20 protein-coding genes are annotated in these 22,018 nt (G+C 73.2%); 7 read left to right on the top strand and 13 right to left on the bottom strand.

Annotated features, from left to right (window positions below):
• The first annotated feature begins 31 nt into the window (after nucleotides 1-31).
• The gene (locus JOF36_RS40805; protein ID WP_210026346.1) at nucleotides 32-1,246 is read left to right on the top strand and encodes a sensor histidine kinase; all 1,215 of its coding nucleotides are present in this window, start codon (nucleotides 32-34) and stop codon (nucleotides 1,244-1,246) included.
• Complete coding sequence (locus JOF36_RS09945) at nucleotides 1,243-1,851, top strand: response regulator transcription factor (protein ID WP_210026345.1); 609 nt, start codon at nucleotides 1,243-1,245, stop codon at nucleotides 1,849-1,851. Before JOF36_RS40805 ends, JOF36_RS09945 begins: the two co-directional genes overlap by 4 nt.
• 4 nt (nucleotides 1,852-1,855) lie before the next feature.
• Here JOF36_RS09945 and JOF36_RS09940 read toward each other — a convergent pair whose 3' ends face one another.
• The 5 genes from JOF36_RS09940 to JOF36_RS09920 all read right to left on the bottom strand — a co-directional run bounded on the left by JOF36_RS09940 (nucleotide 1,856) and on the right by JOF36_RS09920 (nucleotide 7,577).
• Nucleotides 1,856-2,146, bottom strand: a complete 291-nt coding sequence (locus JOF36_RS09940; RefSeq protein WP_210026344.1) for a hypothetical protein — start codon at nucleotides 2,144-2,146, stop codon at nucleotides 1,856-1,858.
• A gap of 153 nt (nucleotides 2,147-2,299) precedes the next feature.
• A complete protein-coding gene (gene serA / locus JOF36_RS09935) occupies nucleotides 2,300-3,910 on the bottom strand; it encodes a phosphoglycerate dehydrogenase (RefSeq protein ID WP_210026343.1) in 1,611 nt (536 codons plus the stop codon).
• Between the two features lie 306 nt (nucleotides 3,911-4,216).
• Nucleotides 4,217-5,221 (bottom strand): ketol-acid reductoisomerase, encoded by a 1,005-nt coding sequence (gene ilvC / locus JOF36_RS09930; RefSeq protein ID WP_210026342.1) that lies wholly within the window; start codon nucleotides 5,219-5,221, stop codon nucleotides 4,217-4,219.
• A 53-nt stretch (nucleotides 5,222-5,274) separates the two neighbouring features.
• Nucleotides 5,275-5,784 carry an acetolactate synthase small subunit gene (ilvN, locus tag JOF36_RS09925; RefSeq protein ID WP_210026340.1) on the bottom strand — a complete coding sequence of 170 codons (510 nt, stop codon included), beginning with the start codon at nucleotides 5,782-5,784 and terminating at the stop codon, nucleotides 5,275-5,277.
• Complete coding sequence (locus JOF36_RS09920; protein ID WP_372447450.1) at nucleotides 5,781-7,577, bottom strand: acetolactate synthase large subunit; 1,797 nt, start codon at nucleotides 7,575-7,577, stop codon at nucleotides 5,781-5,783. Before JOF36_RS09920 ends, ilvN begins: the two co-directional genes overlap by 4 nt.
• Nucleotides 7,578-8,002: 425 nt before the next feature.
• Here JOF36_RS09920 and JOF36_RS40800 point away from each other — a divergent pair, with 425 nt between their 5' ends.
• Nucleotides 8,003-8,479 (top strand): PH domain-containing protein, encoded by a 477-nt coding sequence (locus tag JOF36_RS40800; RefSeq protein WP_210026338.1) that lies wholly within the window; start codon nucleotides 8,003-8,005, stop codon nucleotides 8,477-8,479.
• A gap of 102 nt (nucleotides 8,480-8,581) precedes the next feature.
• On the opposite strand, the gene JOF36_RS09910 is transcribed toward JOF36_RS40800, so the two are convergent.
• Nucleotides 8,582-8,929, bottom strand: a complete 348-nt coding sequence (locus tag JOF36_RS09910; protein WP_210026337.1) for a TraR/DksA family transcriptional regulator — start codon at nucleotides 8,927-8,929, stop codon at nucleotides 8,582-8,584.
• 311 nt (nucleotides 8,930-9,240) lie between these two features.
• On the opposite strand from JOF36_RS09910, the gene ilvD reads away from it, so the two are divergent.
• Nucleotides 9,241-11,082: a dihydroxy-acid dehydratase gene (gene ilvD / locus JOF36_RS09905; RefSeq protein ID WP_210026336.1), complete on the top strand. Its 1,842-nt coding sequence runs from the start codon at nucleotides 9,241-9,243 to the stop codon at nucleotides 11,080-11,082.
• 101 nt (nucleotides 11,083-11,183) lie between these two features.
• Nucleotides 11,184-12,167 carry an aldo/keto reductase gene (locus JOF36_RS09900; protein WP_210026335.1) on the top strand — a complete coding sequence of 328 codons (984 nt, stop codon included), beginning with the start codon at nucleotides 11,184-11,186 and terminating at the stop codon, nucleotides 12,165-12,167.
• Nucleotides 12,168-12,174: 7 nt separating this feature from the next.
• On the opposite strand, the gene JOF36_RS09895 is transcribed toward JOF36_RS09900, so the two are convergent.
• The 3 genes from JOF36_RS09895 to JOF36_RS09885 all read right to left on the bottom strand — a co-directional run bounded on the left by JOF36_RS09895 (nucleotide 12,175) and on the right by JOF36_RS09885 (nucleotide 15,271).
• The gene (locus JOF36_RS09895; RefSeq protein ID WP_210026334.1) at nucleotides 12,175-13,122 is read right to left on the bottom strand and encodes a phosphotransferase; all 948 of its coding nucleotides are present in this window, start codon (nucleotides 13,120-13,122) and stop codon (nucleotides 12,175-12,177) included.
• Nucleotides 13,119-13,730, bottom strand: coding sequence for a DoxX family protein (locus JOF36_RS09890; protein ID WP_307862294.1), 612 nt, complete (start codon nucleotides 13,728-13,730; stop codon nucleotides 13,119-13,121). The genes JOF36_RS09895 and JOF36_RS09890 overlap by 4 nt, the downstream gene beginning before the upstream one ends.
• A 623-nt stretch (nucleotides 13,731-14,353) precedes the next feature.
• The gene (locus tag JOF36_RS09885) at nucleotides 14,354-15,271 is read right to left on the bottom strand and encodes a 2-hydroxyacid dehydrogenase (protein ID WP_210026332.1); all 918 of its coding nucleotides are present in this window, start codon (nucleotides 15,269-15,271) and stop codon (nucleotides 14,354-14,356) included.
• Nucleotides 15,272-15,325: 54 nt separating this feature from the next.
• Between JOF36_RS09885 and JOF36_RS09880 the strand changes: the two genes are divergently transcribed.
• Nucleotides 15,326-16,450 (top strand): PQQ-dependent sugar dehydrogenase, encoded by a 1,125-nt coding sequence (locus tag JOF36_RS09880; protein ID WP_307862293.1) that lies wholly within the window; start codon nucleotides 15,326-15,328, stop codon nucleotides 16,448-16,450.
• A 174-nt stretch (nucleotides 16,451-16,624) separates the two neighbouring features.
• Here JOF36_RS09880 and gatB read toward each other — a convergent pair whose 3' ends face one another.
• Genes gatB through gatC form a run of 3 tightly spaced genes read right to left on the bottom strand, consistent with a single transcriptional unit; the run spans nucleotide 16,625 to nucleotide 19,961 of the window.
• Nucleotides 16,625-18,130 carry an Asp-tRNA(Asn)/Glu-tRNA(Gln) amidotransferase subunit GatB gene (gene gatB, locus JOF36_RS09875; protein ID WP_210026330.1) on the bottom strand — a complete coding sequence of 502 codons (1,506 nt, stop codon included), beginning with the start codon at nucleotides 18,128-18,130 and terminating at the stop codon, nucleotides 16,625-16,627.
• Entirely contained in the window at nucleotides 18,127-19,632 is a 1,506-nt protein-coding gene (gatA, locus tag JOF36_RS09870; RefSeq protein ID WP_210026329.1) for an Asp-tRNA(Asn)/Glu-tRNA(Gln) amidotransferase subunit GatA, read from the bottom strand. The genes gatB and gatA overlap by 4 nt, the downstream gene beginning before the upstream one ends.
• On the bottom strand, nucleotides 19,629-19,961 hold the full coding sequence (gene gatC, locus JOF36_RS09865) for an Asp-tRNA(Asn)/Glu-tRNA(Gln) amidotransferase subunit GatC (RefSeq protein WP_210026328.1): 333 nt from the start codon (nucleotides 19,959-19,961) through the stop codon (nucleotides 19,629-19,631). The genes gatA and gatC overlap by 4 nt, the downstream gene beginning before the upstream one ends.
• 370 nt (nucleotides 19,962-20,331) lie before the next feature.
• Here gatC and JOF36_RS09860 point away from each other — a divergent pair, with 370 nt between their 5' ends.
• Nucleotides 20,332-20,988 carry an ACT domain-containing protein gene (locus tag JOF36_RS09860; RefSeq protein ID WP_210026327.1) on the top strand — a complete coding sequence of 219 codons (657 nt, stop codon included), beginning with the start codon at nucleotides 20,332-20,334 and terminating at the stop codon, nucleotides 20,986-20,988.
• Nucleotides 20,989-21,046: 58 nt separating this feature from the next.
• Here the strand turns inward: JOF36_RS09860 and JOF36_RS09855 are convergent, their stop codons facing one another.
• Nucleotides 21,047-21,766 (bottom strand): 3-keto-5-aminohexanoate cleavage protein, encoded by a 720-nt coding sequence (locus tag JOF36_RS09855; protein WP_210026326.1) that lies wholly within the window; start codon nucleotides 21,764-21,766, stop codon nucleotides 21,047-21,049.
• Nucleotides 21,767-22,018: the final 252 nt, after the last annotated feature.

Raw genomic sequence — 22,018 nt, 5'->3', positions numbered from 1 at the left:
GTACCGGGATGGATTCGGCGGGGGGTGGGTCGTGACATCTGTCATGGAGCCGGTGAGCGGCTTCGGCCCCGCGCGCGCCTACCTGCGCTCGAACCCGCTGCTGATGGCGCTGCTGTTCGGCGGCATCCCGGCGCTGACCGTCGTCGACGACCGTTGGCCGTTCCCGGTACTGGATCCGTGGTCGCTGCTGCTGCTCGCCGTCGTCGCCGTGGTCGTCGCCGTGCACACCGCGGTGTTCCGGGCGCTGTTCGGTCCCCGGCCGGATCCGGCCGGCGCCCGGTGGACCGCGGTGGGCGCGGCCACGCTGGTCGTCGCGACGGCGGGTGCGCTGGCGGTCGGGTGGTACGCCGCGGAGCTGGGGGCCGTCTTCTTCATGGTCCCGGGGCTGGCACTCTCGGCGCTGCTGACGATCCGCGGCTGGCACCGGACCGACTGCGTCGTGGCCGGGGTCGCGGTGCTCGGGGCGGCGGCGCTCGCCGCAGTCGCCGGCTTTCCCCGTCCGGGCACGGTCTGGGGCCATGTGCTGCTGTTGTTCTTCCTCGTCATGCCGCCGGCGGCCGACATCGCGTCGATCTGGCTGGTGCGGGTGTTCGACCGGCTCGACCGGGCCCGGTCGGACGCCGACGAGCTGGCGACGACGCGGGAACGCGTCCGGATCGCGGCCGAGCTGCACGACGTCCAGGGGCACTCGTTGCACGCCATCGCGATGCACGCCGAGCTGACCGAGCGGCTCGTCGGCTCCGATCCGGAGGCGGCGGCGCGGCACGCCCGCACCGTCCGCACCCTCGCCGCGGACGCACTCGCCGAGACCCGGGCGCTCGTGCGCGGCTACCGCGACGCGGACCTCGCCGGTGAGGTCCGCAACGCCGCCGGGCTGCTGCGTGCCGCCGGGGCCGACGCGTCGGTGTCCGGTGACCCGTCCAGGGTGCCGGCGGTGCACGCCGCCCTGCTCGGCCCGGTGGTGCGGGAGGCGGCGACGAACGTGCTGCGCCACAGCGACCCGTCCCGGGTGACGTTCGCGGTCCGCCGGGCCGGGGACCGCACCGAGCTCGAGGTCTGCAACGACGGCGTGCCGGACGGGCCGGAAGTTCCCGACCCGCACGGCGGCACCGGGCTCGCCGGGGTGCGGGACCGGATCGGCAAGCGCGGCGGGAGCGTCGAGGCGGGCCCGGACGGTGCCGGCGGGTTCCGCTTGCGGGTGGTGCTGCTCAGCGGCGCCGACGACAACGTGGGGGTGGAGGCGTGACCGTGCCGATCCGGCTGCTCGTGGCCGACGACGAGGAGCTGACCCGCACCGCGCTCGTCGCCCTGCTGGGCCTGGAGGCCGATCTCACGGTCGTCGCCGAGTGCGCGGACGGCGGTAGCGCCGTGGACGCCGCCGGCCGGGAACGTCCGGACGTCGCGCTGCTCGACCTGGAGATGCCGGTGCTGGACGGCGTCGGTGTCTGCGAGAAGCTCGCGGGCACGGCGACCCGGACGATCGTCGTCACCCGGCACGCCCGGCCCGGGGTGCTGCGGCGTGCGCTGACCGCGGGCGCCGCCGGGTTCCTGCCCAAGTCGACCCCGGTGCAGCAGGTCGCCGACGTCGTCCGCCGGGTGCACGCGGGCAGGCGGTTCGTGGACCCGGACATCGCGGCGATGGCGCTGACCGAGGCCGACTGCCCGCTGACGGCGCGGGAGCTGGACGTGCTGCGCGCCGCCCGGTCCGGCGGCACGGTCGCCGACATCGCCGGCGAGCTGCACCTGGCGCAGGGCACCGTGCGCAACTACCTGTCGGCGGCGATGACGACGCTCGACGCCCGCACCCGGCACGAGGCTGCCCGGCGGGCCTGGGAGGAAGGCTGGATCTGACCGGCTACGACCGGCTCGGCCCGGCGGACTCGGGTGCGCGGTCCGGGCCGGCGAGGGCGCGCCGGGCGCGTAACCATCCGGGGATCTCGATCAGCGCGACGAGCCCGAGCCCGACCGGCACCAGCCCCGGTCCCGCGGTCATGCTCGCCGACGGCGGGCCGGTCACGGTCGACTCGATCGCGACGACACCGGGCACCGTCATCGAGATGCCGGTCACGAACGCGATGCCGAGCAGCAGCAGGCACGCCACCGCGATCCCGGCTCCCGACAGCACGAACGAGCGGATCAACCCCATCGCGCATCCCCCCGATCACCGTGCGCGGGCGGACACGATCGCACGGCGGCGCCGTGAGCGCACGCCTTTCCCACGACACGGGAACCCCCGCCGGACTCGCTCACCCGGTGAGCGAATCCGGCGGACAGGGGTCCGGGCCACGCCGGGACGGGCCTAGTCGTCGAACGAGATCAGACGGATGGTCCGGGCGCCCACGGAGGCGCCGATCGGCTCCAGCACGGCCGGATCGATGTGCCGGTCCACCCGCAGCAGCATGATCGCGTCGGTGCCGTCGGTGGTCTGCGAGATCTGCGCGGCCTCGATGTTCACCGCTGCCTCCCCCAGCAGCGAACCGACCCGCCCCATCACGCCGGGCCGGTCGGTGTACTCCAGCAGGACGACCTCGCCCTCGGACCGCAGGTCGAAGTGCCGGCCGTTGATCTCGACCAGCTTCTGGACCTCGGCGCGGCCGGTGAGCGTGCCGGAGACGGTGATCGACTCGCCGTCCGGCATGGCGCCGCGCAGCTGCACGACGCTGCGGTGGTTGGCGCTCTCGGGGGTGGTGGTCAGGTCGATCGACACCCCGCGGTCCTCGGCCAGCTGGGGCACGTTGACGAACGTGACCTGGTCCTCGACGACGTGGGTGAACACCCCGCGCAGCGCCGCCAGCGCGAGCACCGAGACGTCCTCGCCCGCCAGCTCACCGGCGACGTCGACGGTGACCGAGGTCGGCGTCCGCCCGGCGACGGCGTGCAGCGTGGTCCCCAGCTTCTGCACCAGCGGCAGCCACGGGCGGACCTCCTCGCCGACGGCGCCGTGGATCTGCACGTTGACCGCGTCGGGCACGAACTCACCGGCCAGCGCGAGCTGCACCGAGCGCGCGACGTCGGTGCCCGCGCGGTCCTGCGCCTCTGCGGTGGACGCTCCGAGGTGCGGGGTGACGACGACGTTCTCCAGCTCGAACAGCGGGCTGGCGGTGGTCGGCTCGGTGATGTAGACGTCGACCCCTGCCCCGCCGACGTGCCCGGACCGGACGGCCTCGGCGAGCGCGTCCTCGTCGATCAGGCCACCGCGGGCGGCGTTCACGATCAGCACGCCCGGCTTGGTGACCGCCAGCTGGTCCTTGCCGATCAGGCCGAGGGTCTCCGGGGTCTTCGGGAGGTGGACGGTGATCATGTCGGCGGTGCGGAGCAGCTCGTCGAGCTCCACCAGCTCGATGCCCAGCTGGGCGGCGCGGGACGGCGCGATGTAGGGGTCGTAGGCGATCAGCGTCATGCCGAACGCGGCCAGCCGCTGCGCGACCAGCTGCCCGATCTTGCCGAGGCCGACGACGCCTGCGGTCTTGCCGTTGAGCTCGATCCCGCCGTACGACGACCGCTTCCACTGCCCCTGGCGCAGCGAGGCGTCCGCGGCCGGGACGTGCCGGGCGGTGGCCAGCAGCAGGGCGATCGCGTGCTCGGCGGCCGAGACGATGTTCGACGTCGGCGCGTTGACCACCATCACGCCACGCGACGTCGCGGCCGGCACGTCGACGTTGTCCAGGCCGACGCCGGCGCGGGCGACGACCTTCAGCCGGGTGGCCGCGCCGAGCGCCTCGGCGTCGACCTGGGTCGCGGAGCGGACCAGCAGCGCGTCGGCGTCGGCGATCTCCTTCAGCAGTGCCGGGCGGTCGGTGCCGTCGACGTGGCGGATCTCGACGTCGTCGCCCAGCAGCTCGACCGCGGACGGTGCGAGCTTCTCGGCGAGCAGGACGACGGGACGGATGGGGGCGGCGGCGGTGCTCACGGTATGACGGTGCTCCGGGCTCGGGTGGTGGTCGTACAGGGTGTCGGGCTGGAACCATCCTAGAGCCGCCGGGCACTCCCGAGGGACCCACGGGAACCCGACGGCCGTGAGATATCTGCCCCGGAGACGGCCCCGCGTGAGCCGCAGGCATTCCTGTGAATCCCTGAGACGCGCGAAACCCCCGCCCGGTGTCGCCGGTGCGGGGGTTCCACGTCGCCCTCCCCGAGTGGGTGCGCCCGGAGGCGGGCGTCCGCGGGCCGGCTCGGGCCCGCGAGTCTCATGCTGCCGGAGCGCTCCGGCAGTCGATCACTTCGCCTTCTCGCCGACCCAGCTCATCAGGCCGCGCAGCTTCTCGCCGACCTGCTCGATCGGGTGCTCCTGGCCCTGCTGCTGCAGCTTGGTGAAGTTCGGGCGGCCGTTCTCGTCCTCCGCGACCCACTCACGGGCGAAGGTCCCGTCCTGGACCTCCTTCAGGATCGCCTGCATGTTCTTCTTCACCTCGGGCGTGATCACCCGCGGGCCGCGGGTGAGGTCGCCGTACTCGGCGGTGTCGGAGATGGAGAAGCGCTCGTTGGCGATGCCGCCCTCGTACATGAGGTCGACGATCAGCTTGAGCTCGTGCAGGCACTCGAAGTAGGCGATCTCCGGGGCGTAGCCCGCCTCGGTCAGCACCTCGAAGCCGGTCTGCACCAGCGCCGCGGCACCGCCGCAGAGGACGGCCTGCTCACCGAACAGGTCGGTCTCGGTCTCCTCCTTGAAGGTGGTCTCGATGACGCCCGCGCGGGCGCCGCCGATCCCGGCCGCGTAGGAGAGCGCGAGGTTCTTGGCGTTGCCGGTGGGGTCCTGCTCCACGGCGATCAGGGCGGGGACGCCCTTGCCGTCGACGAACTGGCGGCGGACCAGGTGGCCCGGGCCCTTCGGCGCGACCATCGCGACGTCGACCTCCGCCGGGGGCTTGATCAGCTCGTAGCGGATGTTGAAGCCGTGCCCGAAGAACAGGGCGTCGCCGGCCTTGAGGTTCGGCGCGATGTCCTGCTCGTAGATCGCGCGCTGCTTGGTGTCCGGCGCGAGGACCATGATCAGGTCCGCCCAGGCGGAGGCCTCGGCGGGGGTGACGACCTCGAGGCCCTCGTCGGCGGCCTTCGCCCGGGACTTGGAGCCCTCCGGGAGACCGATCTTCACCTCGACCCCGGAGTCACGCAGGGACAGCGAGTGCGCGTGGCCCTGGGAGCCGTAACCGATCACGGCGACCTTCCGGCCCTGGATGATCGACAGGTCGGCGTCGGCGTCGTAGTAGATGTTGACACTCATGACGGAAGGGGTGTTCCTCTCGGGGTTGCGTATCGAGGTCTGGCTGGTAGTGCCTAGCGAACGGTCGCGGCGGTCATGGAGCGAGGTCCACGACCGACGGCGACCATCCCGGACTGCACCATCTCGCGGATCCCGTACGGCTCGAGCATCCGCAGCAGCGCGCCCAGCTTGTCGGCCGTCCCGGTCGCCTCGACCGTGACGGCCTCCGGGGAGACGTCGACGACCTTGGCCCGGAACAGCTGCACGGTCTCCAGCACCTGGCTGCGCACGGTGGCGTCGGCCCGGACCTTGACCAGCAGTAGTTCGCGCTGGACCGAGATACCCGGTTCCAGCTCCACGATCTTGATGACGTTCACGAGCTTGTTCAGCTGCTTGGTGACCTGCTCCATCGGGAGCTCGTCGACCTCGACGACGATCGTCATCCGGGAGATGTCCGGATGCTCGGTCGGGCCCACCGCCAGCGAGTTGATGTTGAATCCGCGGCGAGAGAACAGGCCGGACACCCTGGCCAGGACACCCGGCTTGTCCTCGACCAGGACGGACAGGGTGTGCAGCTCGCTCATCGGTGGGACTCCAGTGCCTGTTCGGTGACACCGGCGACCTCGTCGACCGACGCCGCCAGGTCGTCGTTCTCGAACTCGGGCCGGATGTCGCGGGAGACCTTGATCTCGTCGTTGCCCTTGCCAGCGGCGACCATCGGCCACACCTGGGCGTCCGCCCCGACCACGAACTCGACCACGACCGGCCGGTCGTTGATCTCCATGGCCTGGTGGATGACGCGGTCGACGTCCTCCTTCGACTCCACCCGCAGGCCCGCGCAGCCCATGGCCTCGGCCAGCATCGGGAAGTCCGGGATGCGCAGCTTGTGGGTGTTGAGGTCGGTGTTGGAGTACCGCTCGCCGTAGAACAGGTTCTGCCACTGCCGGACCATGCCGAGGTTGCCGTTGTTGATCACGGCCACCTTGATCGGGATGCCCTCGATCGCGCAGGTGGCGAGTTCCTGGTTGGTCATCTGGAAGCAGCCGTCGCCGTCGATGCACCAGACGACCGTGTCCGGCTCGCCGACCTTGGCGCCCATCGCGGCAGGCACCGCGTAGCCCATCGTCCCGAGGCCGCCGGAGTTCAGCCAGGTCCGCGGCTTCTCGTAACGCACGAACTGCGCCGCCCACATCTGGTGCTGCCCGACGCCGGCTGCGTAGATCGCGTCCGGTCCGGCGATCGCGCCGATCCGCTCGATCACATACTCGGGCGAGAGCGACCCGTCGACCGGCTCGGTGTAGCCGAGCGGGTACCGGTCGCGCAGCCCGCCGACCTGCTTCCACCAGGCGGACAGGTCGGGCTCGCCGTGCTCGGCGCGATCGGCCCGGACCGTCTCGATCAGCTCGGCGAGGACCTCCTTGCAGTCACCGACGATCGGGACGTCGGCGCGGCGGTTCTTGGAGATCTCCGCCGGGTCGATGTCGGCGTGCACGACCTTCGCCCCGGGGGCGAAGCTCTCCAGCTTGCCGGTGACCCGGTCGTCGAACCGGGCGCCGAGGGCGACGAGCAGGTCGGAGCGCTGCATCGCCGCGACCGCGGCCACGGTCCCGTGCATGCCCGGCATGCCGAGGTGCAGCGGGTGGCTGTCCGGGAAGACACCGCGTGCCATCAGCGTGGTGACGACCGGGGCGCCGGTCAGCTCGGCCAGCTCGCGCAGCTCCTCGGCGGCCTCGGCCTTGAGCACGCCGCCACCGACGTAGAGCACCGGCTTGCTCGCCTCGCGGATCAGCCGGGCCGCCTCGCGGATCTGCTTGCCGTGCGGCCGGGTCGTCGGCCGGTAACCGGGCAGCTGCAGCTCCGGGGGCCAGGAGAACGTGGTCTGCTCCTGCAGCACGTCCTTCGGGATGTCCACCAGCACCGGGCCGGGCCGGCCGGTGGACGCCAGGTGGAAGGCCTCGGCGATCGCCCTGGGGATCTCCCGCGGGTCGGTCACCAGCACGTTGTGCTTGGTCACCGGCATGGTGATGCCGGTGATGTCGGCTTCCTGGAAGGCGTCGGTGCCGATCAGCGCCCGGGTCTGCTGGCCGGTGATGGCCACCAGCGGCACCGAGTCCATGTGGGCGTCCGCGATCGGGGTGACCAGGTTGGTGGCCCCCGGCCCGGACGTCGCCATGCAGACCCCGACCTTGCCGGTGGCCTGCGCGTATCCGGTGGCGGCGTGCCCGGCGCCCTGCTCGTGCCGGACGAGGATGTGCCGCACCTTCGTCGAGTCCAGCAACGGGTCGTACGCCGGGAGGATCGTCCCGCCGGGGAGCCCGAATACGACGTCGCACCCGATCTCCTCGAGCGAGCGCACCAGGGAGTGGGCGCCGGTCATGGGCTCGTCGACGACCCGGGGGCCGGGAACGGTGGCGTCACTCCGGGCGGGCGACTCGGCCCGCGTGGCGCCGGACCGGCCCGGAGGCGGGCCCGGCTTCGGGCCGGTCGAGCCGGACTTGGAGGGGGCGGTGGTCATCTGGGGCTGCCTCGCTCGAGATCTCAGTGTCGATCAGATGCAGGACATGAGCTGTGCCGAACACAAAAAAGCCCTCGCCGCCCGGTTGCTTCCGGACTGGTGCGAGGGTGAGCGCGTCGTCGTTGTCGTTCGAGTACCTCGAACTCAGGCGGCGACGCGCCCGGGAAGTACGTAAATTCGAACGGTGAACACGGCCACGACGCTAGCACGCTCCCCGCGCGCGCCGTCAATCGGCCCCACCCGTCCGGGCCCGCAGGCCGTCCGCCCGGCGGTGCCACAATGAAGGGGTGAGCAGCACCGACGACCGCGAGGCCGGGCCGTCCCCGGATGTCGACGAGCGCGTGGCCGGCACGTCCCGCGTCCGGGAAGAAGGCCGCCAGGTCCGGGAGGGCCCCCGTTCCCTGGTGTTCAGGCCGTCCCGGCTGACCATCGCGGTCGCGCTCGTCGCCACCACCGGCGCGTTGCCGCTACTGCTCAGCGTGCCGTTCTTCTGGCTGTCCCTGCTCATCCCGATCGCGATCACGGTGTGGGTGCTGCGGACCCGGACGACCGTGGACCCGGACACGCTGACCGTGCGGACCGTGATCGCGGCACGGACCGTGCCGTGGGACGACGTCCGTGGGCTGCGGCTGGGGAAGCGGTCGTCGGTGAACGCGGTGCTGACCGACGACTCCGAGCTCACGCTGGCCGCGGTGAAGGTGCGGGACCTGCCCGTGCTGTCGCTGGCCAGCGCCGGGCGGGTCGCCGACCCGCTCGGGAGCTGACCCGTTCGGGGCTGACCGCCGACCGTCGAGGGGTTCCGGAGAGCGGTGTCCGCGTGATCGAACCGCTCCCGTGTACCTCTCGCGGGCAGTCGGAGGACGTGCTCAGCGGCGGCGGCGCGACCCGGGCGCGCACGTGATGCAGGTCGTCGTGGCGGGCAGCGCCGCCAGCCGTTCCGCGGCGATCGGGCTCCCGCACCGGGCGCAGTACCCGTACTCCCCCGCGGCGAGCCGGCGCAGGGCCGCGTCGAGGTCGGCGCGGTCGCGCTCGGCGGCGGCGAGCAGACCCTGCAGCTGGGCGCGCTGCACCGCGATCGTCACGCCCTCCGGGTCGTGCTCGTCGTCGTGGCTGGTCAGGGCCTGCTCCTCGGCGAGCGAGTCGAGCCCGTGGCGCAGCGAACGCACCCGGTCGGCGGCGCGTTCCCGTTCGGCCTCCAGCGTCGTCCCGTCCACCCGGCCAGTGTGCACCGTCCCGGGGCCTCCACCAGCCGGCGAAGGGCTGTCGCCGACAGCCGTGACCGGCGCGGACGCCGTCCCCACGCCGGGCCGGGGGCGGAGCGGCGTAACGTTGCGAACGACCAGTACGCGACGACTCGTACCACGTCGTCGTCACGCCCTGCCCCGGGCCGGCCCGCGCCCACCACCCTGCGACGCGCCCACCCGGGGGCCCCTGCCGCACGCTCCCGCGCGGTGATGTCGGCCCACCCACGAGCCCGGTGACACCGCCCCACCCACGAACCCGACCAGGCTGGAGACAAGACCACATGCCCGCCCTGCGTTCCCGCGTCACCACCCACGGCCGCAACGCCGCCGGAGCGCGTTCGCTCTGGCGCGCGACCGGTATGGGTGACGACGACTTCGGCAAGCCGATCGTGGCGATCGCCAACTCCTACACCCAGTTCGTGCCCGGCCACGTGCACCTCAAGGACATGGGCGACCTGGTCGCCGGTGCAATCAAGGAGGCGGGCGGGGTCGCCAAGGAGTTCAACACGATCGCCGTCGACGACGGCATCGCCATGGGCCACGGCGGGATGCTCTACTCGCTACCCTCGCGCGAGATCATCGCCGACTCGGTCGAGTACATGGTCAACGGTCACGCCGCCGACGCGCTGGTCTGCATCTCCAACTGCGACAAGATCACACCCGGGATGCTGAACGCCGCGATGCGGCTCAACATCCCGACCGTGTTCGTCTCCGGCGGGCCGATGGAGGCGGGCAAGGCGGTCGTCGTCGGCGGGGTCGCGCAGGCGCCGACCGACCTGATCACCGCGATCTCGGCGTCCGCGTCGTCCGAGGTGGACGACGCAGGCCTGGCCGAGGTGGAGCGCTCGGCCTGCCCGACCTGCGGGTCCTGCTCGGGCATGTTCACCGCGAACTCGATGAACTGCCTGACCGAGGCACTGGGTCTGTCGCTGCCGGGCAACGGTTCGACACTGGCCACGCACGCCGCGCGCCGCGAGCTGTTCCTCAACGCCGGGCGCACCGTGATGGACCTGGCCACCCGCTGGTACCGCGACGACGACGCGTCCGCCCTGCCGCGCAACATCGCCACCCGCGAGGCGTTCGAGAACGCGATGGCGCTCGACGTGGCCATGGGCGGCTCGACGAACACCGTGCTGCACGTCCTGGCCGCGGCGCAGGAGGGCGAGATCGACTTCGACCTCGCCGCCATCGACGCCGTCTCGCGCCGGGTGCCGTGCCTGAGCAAGGTCGCGCCCAACTCGGACTACCACATGGAGGACGTGCACCGGGCCGGCGGAATCCCCGCGCTGCTGGGCGAGCTGTGGCGGGCCGGGCTGCTCAACGAGGGCGTGCACGCCGCGCACTCGCCGTCGCTGGCGCAGTGGCTGGGCGAGTGGGACATCCGGGCCCAGAACCCGTCGGAGACCGCGGTGGAGCTGTACCACGCGGCGCCGGGCGGGGTCCGGACCACGCAGGCGTTCTCGACCGAGAACCGCTGGTCGTCGCTGGATGTCGATGCGGCAGGCGGCTGCATCCGCGACCTCGAGCACGCCTACTCCGCCGACGGCGGCCTCGCCGTGCTGCGCGGCAACCTGTCGGTGGACGGCGCGGTGATCAAGACCGCCGGCATCCCGGAGGACATCTGGGAGTTCGAGGGCCCGGCGGTGGTCCTGGAGAGCCAGGAGGACGCGGTCTCGGCGATCCTGAACAAGGAGATCAAGCCGGGTGACGTGCTGGTCATCCGCTACGAGGGCCCGTCCGGCGGGCCGGGGATGCAGGAGATGCTGCATCCGACGGCGTTCCTCAAGGGCGCGGGCCTCGGCAAGACCTGCGCGCTGATCACCGACGGCCGGTTCTCCGGCGGCTCGTCCGGCATCTCGGTCGGGCACGTCTCCCCGGAGGCGGCCGCCGGCGGCACCATCGGCCTGGTGGAGAACGGGGACCGGGTCCGCCTCGACGTCCGGGCCCGCTCGCTGGAGCTGCTCGTCGAGCCGGAGGCGCTCGCGGACCGTCGCGCCAAGATGGAGGCGAGCGAGCGTCCCTGGCAGCCCGTCGACCGCCAGCGCACGGTGTCGAAGGCCCTGCGCGCCTACGCCCACATGGCGACCAGCGCCGACACCGGCGCCGTCCGCCGCATCCCCTGACGCACCCGCTTCACACCCCTTCGCCGATCCGCACACCTGCTGCAGCGGGTGTGCGGATCGGCGAAGGGGTGTGAGGCGCGCCCCGACTAGGGTTCTCGGGTATGGGTATCGGGACGCGTTCGGTTGGGGCGCTGGTCGTCTCCGCGCAGGGGCTCGGCTGCATGGGGATGTCGCAGAGCTACGGGGCCGGTGACGAGTCCGAGTCGATCGCGACGATCCACCGGGCGCTCGACCTCGGCGTCACGCTGCTGGACACCGCGAACGTCTACGGCGACGGCGCCAACGAGGAGCTCGTCGGCCGCGCGATCGCCGACCGCCGCGACCGGGTGGTGCTGGCGACCAAGTTCGGCATCGTCCGCGACGCCGCCGGGAACCAGGGCGCACAGGGCGACCGCGCGTACGTCCGGCAGTGCGTGCAGGAGTCGCTGCGCCGGCTGGGCGTCGACCACATCGACCTCTACTACCAGCACCGGGTCGACCCGGATACGCCGATCGAGGAGACCGTCGGCGCGCTCACCGAGCTGATCGACGAGGGCACGATCCGGCACTACGGGCTGTCCGAGTGCAGCGCGGAGACCGTCCGCCGGGCCCACGCGGTGCACCCGCCGGCGGCCGTCCAGTCCGAGTGGTCGCTGTGGACCCGCGACATCGAGGACTCCGTCGCGCCGGTGTGCGCAGAGCTGGGCGTCGGGATCGTGCCGTTCTCGCCGCTCGGGCGCGGGTTCCTCACCGGCGCGATCACCTCCACCGGCCAGTTCGAGGAGGGTGACATGCGGCGGGGCCTGCCCCGGTTCGCCGAGGAGAACCTGGACGCGAACCTGGCGATCGTGCGGGCACTTTCCTCGCTCGCCGAGCGGCGCGGGGTCACGCCCGGGCAGCTCGCGCTGGCCTGGGTGCAGAGCCGGGGCGAGCACGTCGTCCCGATCCCGGGCACCAAGCGGCGCCGCTACCTGGAGGAGAACGTCGCTGCCGCGTCGCTCGAGCTGTCCGGCGACGAGCTGGCCGAGATCGGAGCCGCGGCACCGGCGTCGGCGGTGGCAGGCGAGCGCTACCCCGAGCACCTGCAGCGCACGGTCGGCCGCTGAGCCACGCTCACCGGCCCAGCGCCTCGCCCAGCTCGGTCAGTGAGGCCCGCGCGACCCGGACCATCGACGCGACCCGTTCCGCTCCCTGGTGCTCGGCGGCGAACGGCAGGTACTGCACGTGCGCCTGCACCCGGGCCCACGCCGCCTCGGCGGCGATCATCCGGGGCGGGTCGGGCGCGCCGAGCTCGGCGTGCAGGGTCTCCCGGTACAGCTCCGGGACCGCGTCCGCGGGCAGGTCGGCCGGGCCGCCGGCGGGTGGTGCGCTGAGCACGACGCAGTCCAGCGAGCCGGGCGCGACGCGGGCGTTGCCCCAGTCCAGCAGCACCGCCCCGGCCGGTCCGGTGTGGACGTTGCCGCGGTGGGCGTCGCCGTGGCAGAGCGTGCGGGGCAGTGCGGCGAGCGCGGTGGTGATCCGGTCGTCGGTCGCCCAGCCGCACACGGCGGCGTCGGCATCGGTGAGGACGGCCCGGCTCGCGGTGTCGCCGACCGTCCCGCTCCGGTCCGCGGCCGCCCGCAGTCCCTCGGAGGCCGTGCCGCACAACCCCGCCCACCAGGCCGGATCGACCAGCGGGACGCCGCGCGGGCGGTTGCGCCGCCAGTGCGCGTGCACCAGCCCGAGGGTGCGCCACACGTCGTCCGGGACGGGGCCGCCGTCCGGCAACGGGTCGCCGGTCTCGTGCGCGAGCAGGATCCAGCCGTCTCCGGAGGCGAGCATCCGCGGCAGCCGGGCGGGCCCGTTCACCACGGCCACTGCCCGCAGTGCGGCGGCCTCGGTCGGACCGGTGCGCTTGAGCACGACGCGAGTGCCGTCGTCCAGTTCGATGCGTTCGGCGCCGCCCGAGGCGTACCCGCCGGACAGTGGTTCGCGCGCGGTCACCCGTACCTCGCGGCGCAGCCGCTTCCCGAGCGGGCGGAGCCAGGCGTCGTCGGGTACCGGCGCCGGGCCCTCGTTCACCGGCGGAGCACGAACAGGACCAGCAACGCCACGCCCACCCCGACGACGAGCAACAGCACCGACCACGGCAACGGGCGGCGCTGGTAGGTGCGGCCGGCGTCGAGCGCGAGCCGGCCCGCCCCGGTGAACAGCAGTGCCGCGGCCCCGCCGCCGAGCAGCAGGTGCAGCTCCAGCGAGTTCGGGCCGTCCGCCGCGAACAGCGGCACCATCGGCTGCCCGGCGGGTCCGAGCGACACCACGATCGCGACGATCTTCATGGCGAGCAGGCCCGCCGCCGCGAACGGGGTCAGCAGGCCCAGCACCAGCAGCGCGCCGAGCACCAGCTGCCCGACACCGAGCACCCAGGCCAGCGGCATCGCGAACGCCGTGAAACCGAGGCCGGCCAGTGCGTCGGCGGTGCCGGCCGGGCCGAGCCCGCCGAGCAGCCCGAACACCTTCTGCGCGCCGTGCGCGGCGAAGATCCCGCCGACGACGACACGCAGGATCAGCAGCCCGATGTCCGACGAGATGTGCGCGGGCACCGGCATCCGCTCCGGCCGGGTCCGCTCGGGCGGTTCGTCACCGGAAAGGCTGCCCCAGTCGTACTGACTCTGAGTCAGGGTGAACACCTCCGCCTATCCGGCACGCCGCTACAGACCTGACACCGTACGGGGAAGGCGGGCACGAACACCGTCTCGACCCGCGCGACACGCAGGCCGTGGCGACTCCGGGCGGGTGAACATCGAGGGGCGGGCCCGCACGGAGGCAGCCTGCCCCGCCGCGGGTGGGCCTCGATGATCTAAGCTAACCAATGACAACCCCCGGATGCGTTAAGGGGGGTACGCATCCGGGGGTGTCGTGGCAATCGCAGCAGGCTGCGACTGAGCGGCAACGCTACGCCATCCACCGGATGGTTGCAGCGACAAGCGGACCGCTTCCGCGCGTGATACGCGCCACCGTGCAGTGCTGCGAACAGCAGAAAGCCGGGACCGCACGGCGTCAGGTCCCGGCTCCTCGTGATCACGTTAAGCGCACGTGCGCGGGCCCGTCCCCCGAGTGTGACCTGGACCCCACCCGGGCACCTCGTGCGAGAGGTGCCCGAGCGCGGGCCCTCAGGATGTTAGGTGACCCTTAGCAGCGCTGTCCATCGACAGCCGGGAGACTGCCCGAACGTGGCAGTCCTGGTGACGCTGCGCCTTCCGCGGTCCCCGCTTCGACCGGTGCCCGCGCCACTCCTGCCGCCCCCGGGCTCTCAGTAGGCCCCGGTCACCAGGTTCGCCGGCTCCTCCCCGCGGGCGAACGCCGTCAGCTGCTCGGCCGCCACCCGGTAGGCCCGGCGCATCGCCAGCGGCACGCTCCCCCCGACGTGCGGGGTCAGCAGCAGACCGGGCGCGGAGAAGAGCGGGTGCCCCTGCGGGAGCGGCTCGGGGTCGGTGACGTCGACGGCGGCACGCAACCTCCCCGACTGCAGCTCGGCGAGCAGGGCGTCGGTGTCACACACGGGACCGCGGGCGCCGTTGACCAGCAACGCCCCGTCGGGCATCGCGGCCAGGAACCCGGCGTCGACCATCCCGCGGGTCTCGTCGGTGAGCGGGACGATCAGCACGGTCGCGTCGTGCTCGGGCAGCAGCGCGGGCAGCTCGTCCCAGCCGTGCACGCCCTCGCGGGCGGTGCGGCCGACCATCGTGATCTCGACGTCGAACGGCTCCAGCCGGGCCTTCGTCTTCGCGCCGACGTCGCCCGCCCCGACGATGAGGATCTTCTTCCCGGCCAGCTCCTCAGTCTGGTGGTAGTCCCAGACCCCGCGGTCCTGGGCGCGCACGAACCGGTCCAGGTGCCGGTAGACGGCCAGCAGCACCGACACCACCCACTCGGCGGTGGCGCCACCGTGCGCGCCGCGGCCGTCGGACAGGGCGACGCCGTCGGGCAGCTGCCCGATCCAGGCCTCGGCCCCCGCCGTGAGCAGCTGGACGAGTCTCAGCTCCGGCATCTGTGCGGTCATCTTCACCGCCTCCGAGGTCGCGAGGAACGGCGCGATCAGAGCCGGGGCGGTGGCGGCCTCGGCGGGCAGCGGCTCCTGCGGGTCGTAGACGACCGGGCGCAGACCGTCCACCTCGGACAGGATCTCGGCTCCTTCGGCCTGGGGGACCAGAACGGTCAGGGGGCTCATGGCACCGGACCGTACTCACCCGGCACTCACCTCGCGCCGCCTAGCGTGGTCGGGGTGACCGCACGCCTGCCGCTGCTCGTCGCGGCGCTGCTCGCGTCGCTCGTGCTCGTGAGCGGCTGCGCGACGTTCCCCGACCAGGGGGCGCGGGAGTGGCGGCCGAAGGCCGAGGGCGAGGGCGAGCTCGGCGGGCCGCCGGCGTTGGCGCCGACCGTGGAACCGCCGCCGTCCACACCCGCACCGCAGCAGCAACCGGGCGGGCAGCCGCCGCCACCCGGGCCCTGCGAGGACCCCGATCCGCAGGTCGTCGCGGCCTGCCTCGGCCCGGTCGGCGCCGTCGCGGTGCTGCCGCCGGGCGACGAGGCCCTCGTCGCCGAGCGCCGGACCGGCCGGGTCCTGCAGGTCCGGCGCGGTGCCGAGCCGGTACAGGTGGCGACCGTCCCGGTCGACCCGGCGACCGGCGTCACCGGTCTGGTGCTCTCCCCCGGCTACGCCGAGGATCAGCTCGTCTACGTGCTCGCCGGCACTCCCGAGGGCGGGCAGGTGTTGCGGATCGCGCCCGGCGAGCCGCCGAAGCCGGTGCTCACGGGGCTGCCGAACACGGTGGGCGGGGCGCTCGCCGTCGACGCGGACGGGTCGTCGCTGCTCGTCGCGACCGGGGCCGGCGAGGGCCCGCTGGCCGGGGCGGTGCTGCGCATCGACACGCTCGGGCGGCCGGCCGCCGGCAACCCGGACCCCGCGTCCCCGGTACTGGCCCGCGGGCTCACCGACCCGGGCGGGATCTGTGTCGACCCGGCCGCGCGCACGACCTGGGTGACCGACCGGACGCCGTCGCGCGACGTCCTCCACCGCGTCTCCCCCGGCCAACTGGGCGCGCCCGCGTGGACCTGGCCCGAGCGTCCGGGAGTCGCCGGGTGCACCGTGCTGCCGGGGACCGTCGTCGTCGCGCAGCGCACCGCCGGGGCGCTGTTCGTGCTCGCACCCGGCCGGGACGGCGGCTTCACCGGCGACCCGAAACCGGTGCTGGAGGGGACCTACGGCTCCATCGGGTCGGTGATCCTGGCCCCCGACGGGCTGCTGTGGCTGGGCACCGTCAACCGCGACGGCACCGCCCCGGGCCGGACCGACGACCGCGTCATCCGCATCCAGCCCCCGACCGGCGGCGGCGAGAGCGCGATCTGACCCCCGGTGCGCCCGGGTACGCAGAGCAAAGCGCCCGGGTGCGCCGGGGTACGCAGAGCAAAGCGACCCGGGGTGCGCCGGGTACGCAGGGCAGAGACCGCACGAGGGGCACACCAGCGCAGTCCGATCTCCGTCGGAGAGCGCTGATGTGCCCCTCGTAGGGAACGGGTCTCGCTACGCGCCCGCGCGCTCGACCACGAGCTCCTTCACACGCTTGGCGTCGGCCTGACCCTTGGTGGCCTTCATGACGGCCCCGACGATCGCACCGGCCGCGGCCACCTTGCCGCCGCGGATCTTCTCCACGACGTCGGGCTGCTCGGCCAGGGCCGCGTCGACGGCGGCGATCAGCTCGCCCTCGTCGGAGACGACCTTCAGGCCGCGGGCGGCGACGACCTCGTCCGGCGACCCCTCACCGGCGAGCACCCCGTCGACGACCTGGCGGGCCAGCTTGTTGGTCAGCTCGCCGTCGGCGACCTGCTGGATCACCCGGGCGACCTGCGCCGGGGTGATCGGCAGGTCGGTCAGCTCGACCTCGCGGGTGTTGGCCTGCTGGGCGAGGTAGGCGACCCACCAGGAGCGGGACTCCTGGGAGGAGGCGCCCGCCGCGACGGTGGCCTCGACCAGGTCGAGTGCCCCGGCGTTGACCAGGTCGCGGATCTCCTCGTCGGAGACGCCCCACTCGTCCTGGATCCGGCGGCGGCGCTCCCAGGGCAGCTCCGGCAGGGTGCCGCGCAGCTCCTCGACCCACTCGGCGCTCGGCGCGATCGGGACCAGGTCGGGCTCCGGGAAGTACCGGTAGTCCTCCGAGGTCTCCTTGCGCCGCCCGGCCCGGGTGTGCCCGGTGGACTCGTCGAAGTGCCGGGTCTCCTGGATGATCTCGATCCCGGCGTCGAGCACGCCGGCCTGCCGGCCCATCTCGTGGCGGACCGCGCGCTCGACCGACCGCAGCGAGTTGACGTTCTTGGTCTCGGTGCGGGTACCGAGCGTCCCGGAACCGGCGGGCGAGAGCGAGAGGTTCACGTCGGCACGCATCGAGCCCTGGTCCATCCGGACGTCCGAGACACCGAGCGACTTGACCAGGTCGCGCAGCGCGGTGACGTAGGCGCGGGCCACCTCCGGCGCACGGGCACCGGTGTCCGGGATCATCTTCGTGACGATCTCGATCAGCGGCACGCCTGCCCGGTTGTAGTCGAGCAGCGAGTGGTCGGCGCCGTGGATCCGGCCGTCGGCCCCACCGACGTGCAACGACTTGCCGGTGTCCTCCTCCATGTGCGCGCGCTCGATGCCGATCCGGACGACCTCGCCGTCGTCCAGGGTCAGGTCCAGGAACCCGTCGACGGCGATCGGCTCGTCGTACTGCGAGGTCTGGAAGTTCTTCGGCATGTCCGGATAGAAGTAGTTCTTCCGGGCGAACCGGCCCCACGGCGCGATCGAGCAGTTCAGCGCCAGGCCGATCCGGATCGCCGACTCCACCGCGGCCCGGTTGACCACCGGCAGCGCGCCGGGCATGCCCAGGCAGACCGGGCAGACCTGGGTGTTCGGCTCGGCGCCGAACTCGGTCGGGCAGCCGCAGAACATCTTGGTGTTCGTGGACAGCTCCACGTGCACCTCGATGCCCAGCATCGGGTCGAAGCGGGCTACGACGTCGTCGAACTCGACCAGCTCCACGGACGCGGTCATGCCGTCACCTCCGGAACGCGCGCGATCAGCGGACCGCCCTCGTCGGCGTCGCGGGCGGCCTCGAACGCCGCCCCGACGCGGTACATCACGGCCTCGCCGAGCGCCGGCGCCATCACCTGCAGGCCCGTCGGCAGCCCGTCGGACAGCCCGGACGGCACCGACATCCCGGCCACCCCGGCCAGGTTCGTCGGGATCGTGGCCAGGTCGTTGAGGTACATGGCCAGCGGGTCGTCGACCTTCTCGCCGATCGGGAACGGCGTGGTCGGTGTCGTCGGCGAGACCAGCACGTCGACCTGGGAGAACGCTGCCGCGAAGTCGCGGCTGATCAGCGTGCGGACCTTCTGTGCCTGGCCGTAGTAGGCGTCGTAGTAGCCCGACGACAGCGCGTAGGTACCGAGCATGATCCGGCGCTTCACCTCGGGGCCGAAGCCCTGCTCGCGGGTGTTCGCCATGACCTCCTCGGCCGACTTTCCCTCCGCGGCGCGCAGGCCGTAGCGCATGGCGTCGAACCGGGCCAGGTTCGACGACACCTCGCTGGGCAGGATCAGGTAGTAGGCGGCCATCCCGTACTCGAAGTGCGGGCAGCTCACCTCGACCAGCTCGGCACCGAGCTTCTCCAGACTGCGCAGCGACGCCTCGTAGGCGGCACGCACACCCGGCTGGTAACCCTCGCCGCCCAGCTCACGGACGACGCCGACCTTCAGCCCGGACAGGTCACCGTTCGCACCCTGGCGGGCGGCCGCGACGACGTCGGGCACCGGCTGGTCGATCGAGGTCGAGTCCCGCGGGTCGTGCCCGCCGATCACCTCGTGCAGCAGGGCCGCGTCCAGCACCGTGCGCGCGCACGGCCCGCCCTGGTCCAGCGAGGACGCGCAGGCGACCAGGCCGTAGCGCGAGACCCCGCCGTAGGTCGGCTTGACGCCGACGGTGCCGGTGAAGGCGGCCGGCTGGCGGATCGAGCCACCGGTGTCGGTGCCGATCGCCAGCGGCGCCTCGTACGCGGCCAGCGCGGCCGCGGAGCCGCCGCCGGACCCGCCCGGCACCCGGCTGGTGTCCCACGGGTTGCGGGTGACCCCGTACGCCGAGTGCTCGGTGGAGGAGCCCATCGCGAACTCGTCCATGTTGGTCTTGCCCAGGATCGTGATTCCGGCGGCGCGCAGCCGCTCGGTCAACGTCGCGTCGTACGGCGGCCGCCAGCCCTCGAGGATCTTCGAGCCGCAGGTGGTGGGCATGTCCGAGGTGGTGAAGACGTCCTTGAGCGCCAGCGGCACCCCGGCCAGCGGCGACGCCGGCTTCGTCCCCGCCGCCAGCGCGGCGTCCACCCGCTCGGCGGACGCGAGTGCGGACTCGGCTCCGACGTGCAGGAACGCGTGCACGGTCCCGTCGACGGCGGCGATCCGGTCCAGGTGCGTCTGCGCGGCCTCGACCGCGGAGACCTCACGCGAGTGGATCTTCTCGGCGAGCTCGGCGGCGGTGAGCCGGGTCAGGTCGGAGGCGCTCACTGCTCCTCCCCCAGGATCCGCGGCACCCGGAAGCGTCCGCCCTCGGCGGCCGGCGCACCGGACAGGGCCTGCTCCTGGTCGAGGCCGGGACGGCGCTCGTCGGGCCGGAACACGTTCTCCAGCGGGACGGCGTGCGAGGTCGGCGGGATCTCGTCGGCCGCGACCTCCCCGACCCGGGCCACCGACCCGATGATCACGTCGAGCTGGCCCGCGAACACGTCCAGCTCCTCCTCGGTCACGGCCAGCCGGGCCAGCCGGGCGAGGTGTGCGACCTCGTCCCGGGTGATGACCCCACCGGATTCTGTCCGCTCAGCGGAATGGGCGGTCATGCCCCTCCTCGGTCTGCTTCTCGTCTCGCGGCGGTGCGCTGCGGTTCCGGCGGGCTCCGGTCCCGGCCGGCGCTGCGCGGACCGCACCGTGCTGACGACGGCGCGGCGACCGTGCTGCAGCCGCCCGGAACACCGCCCGACACGCCCGTGGGAGGACATGTGCGCCGGTGTGCTCCCGAGTCTATTCCCGCCGGGCCGCAGCCGGACCGCCGCCCGGTCGCGGCGACGGGGCCCCGAGGCGGCGGGGAGCCGGTGACCGGTGCCGGCTCGGGTGGCAGGATCACTGTTCCCGCCCGGAAGCACCCGCGCAGTGGCCGCGAGGCGTTCGGACGGGGTCACCGGCATCCGAGCAGAGGGAGAGGATCCGTCCGTGTCGTTCCTGCTCCGGGTCATCCTCCCGGACAAGCCCGGCAACCTCGGGGCCGTCGCCTCGGCTCTCGGTGGTGCCGGCGCGGACATCCTCAGCGTGGACGTCGTCGAACGCGGTGGCGGCCAGGCCGTCGACGACATCGCCGTCGAGCTGCCCACCAACCGCCCGCCGGACGTGCTGATCACCGCCGCCGAGTCGGTGCCGGGGGTGGCCGTGGAGTCGGTCCGCCCGCACACCGGACAGCTCGACACCCATCGCGAGCTGGAGCTGCTGGACGAGATCGCCGGCGACCCCGGGCACGGGCTGGACCTGCTCGCCGCCGAGGTCCCGCGGCTGTTCCGGGCAGGCTGGGCGCTGGTCGCGGTCAGCGAGCACGGGCGGTCCTACCGGATCGCGGAGAGCTCCACCGCACCGGAGACCCGCACCGGTGACCTGCCGTGGCTACCGCTGGACCGGGCCACCGCGCTCGACGAGAGCCACTGGGTGCCCGAGCCGTGGCGGGCGATGGACACCGAACTGGCCGCGGCGCCCTTCGGCACCGGTGCGCCGCCGAAGACCCTGGTCGTGGGACGCCCGGGCGGGCCGGTGTTCCGCCCGTCCGAGCTGGGGCGGCTGGCCCACCTGGCCGGGATCGTCGCCACGGTCCTGAAAGCCTGAACGCTGAAGGCCCGAGCGCTGGAAGCCCGAGTGCTGGAGGCCCGAGCGACCGGTCGCGTCAGACGCGGATCGACAGCGCCGTCCGGACGAGGTCGTCGTTGCCGGTGGCCAGCCAGCCGTCCGGGCGGACCAGCACGTCCTCGAAGCCGATCCGGGTGTCGATGTTGACCCGGGTCGCGTACTCCAGGACCGGCCAGGCGCCCTCCTCCTCGCCGTGCAGGAGCACCGGCACGGGCGGCTGGCCGAGCGCGCGCAGGATCCGGATGCCCTCGGCGACGGCGGTCTCCGGGTCGACGACGGTCGACTCGGCGAGCACCCGCCGGGTGCCGGGCGGCAACCCGTTCTGCCGCAGGGTGACGGCGTCACCGCTGGTCCAGACGCCCAGTTCGACGGCGATACCGACCGACCACGCGGCCCGGCAGACATCGGTCCAGCCCAGCTCGTGCACGTTCACGCCGCACACGTCGGGCTTGCCGGAGCCGAGCCTGCCCCACGCCAGCACGGTCTCGACCCGCTCGCCGGGGTCGGGCTGGATCCAGCGGCCGGTGGGGACGCCGATCTCGACGCCGGGCGCATCCTGGCGGATCAGCGCGACCACGTCACCGACGACGGCCGGTTCGATCGTCTCGGCGCCGGTGTCGTCGCGGGGGTGGACGTGCACCGAGGTGACGCCGAGCCGGGCGACGGCGCGGGCGTCACGCGCGAGGTGGCGGGGCAGCACCGGAAGGGCGGGATGCGCATCCGCCGGTCGTGCCCCGTTGAGCGCCGCCTGCAACACCCGTGTTCCCCCGCTTCGGCTCTGCCGGCGCCGGACGGACGCGTCCGGCTGGGCCGACACTAGGCGCACCGTTGCGGACTGGTGCGATCGGACGCGCCCGTCCGGCGTTCGCGTCGCCGTCCGGCAGGCCACCAGCGCCGGGCGGGAACACGCCCGGTGAGCGGCCGGTCACGCACGGCGTGCCGCAGTCCGCGGGTCGCCGTCGGGCAGCGGGTGCCCGGCTGCCGGCCGGCCGATGCCCAGGAGAGACCC

It is taken from the genome of Pseudonocardia parietis, from assembly GCF_017876315.1.
Taxonomy (GTDB): domain Bacteria; phylum Actinomycetota; class Actinomycetes; order Mycobacteriales; family Pseudonocardiaceae; genus Pseudonocardia; species Pseudonocardia parietis.
The sequence above is the reverse complement of the archived record's forward strand: the minus strand, read 5'-3'. Positions and strand labels throughout refer to the sequence as shown.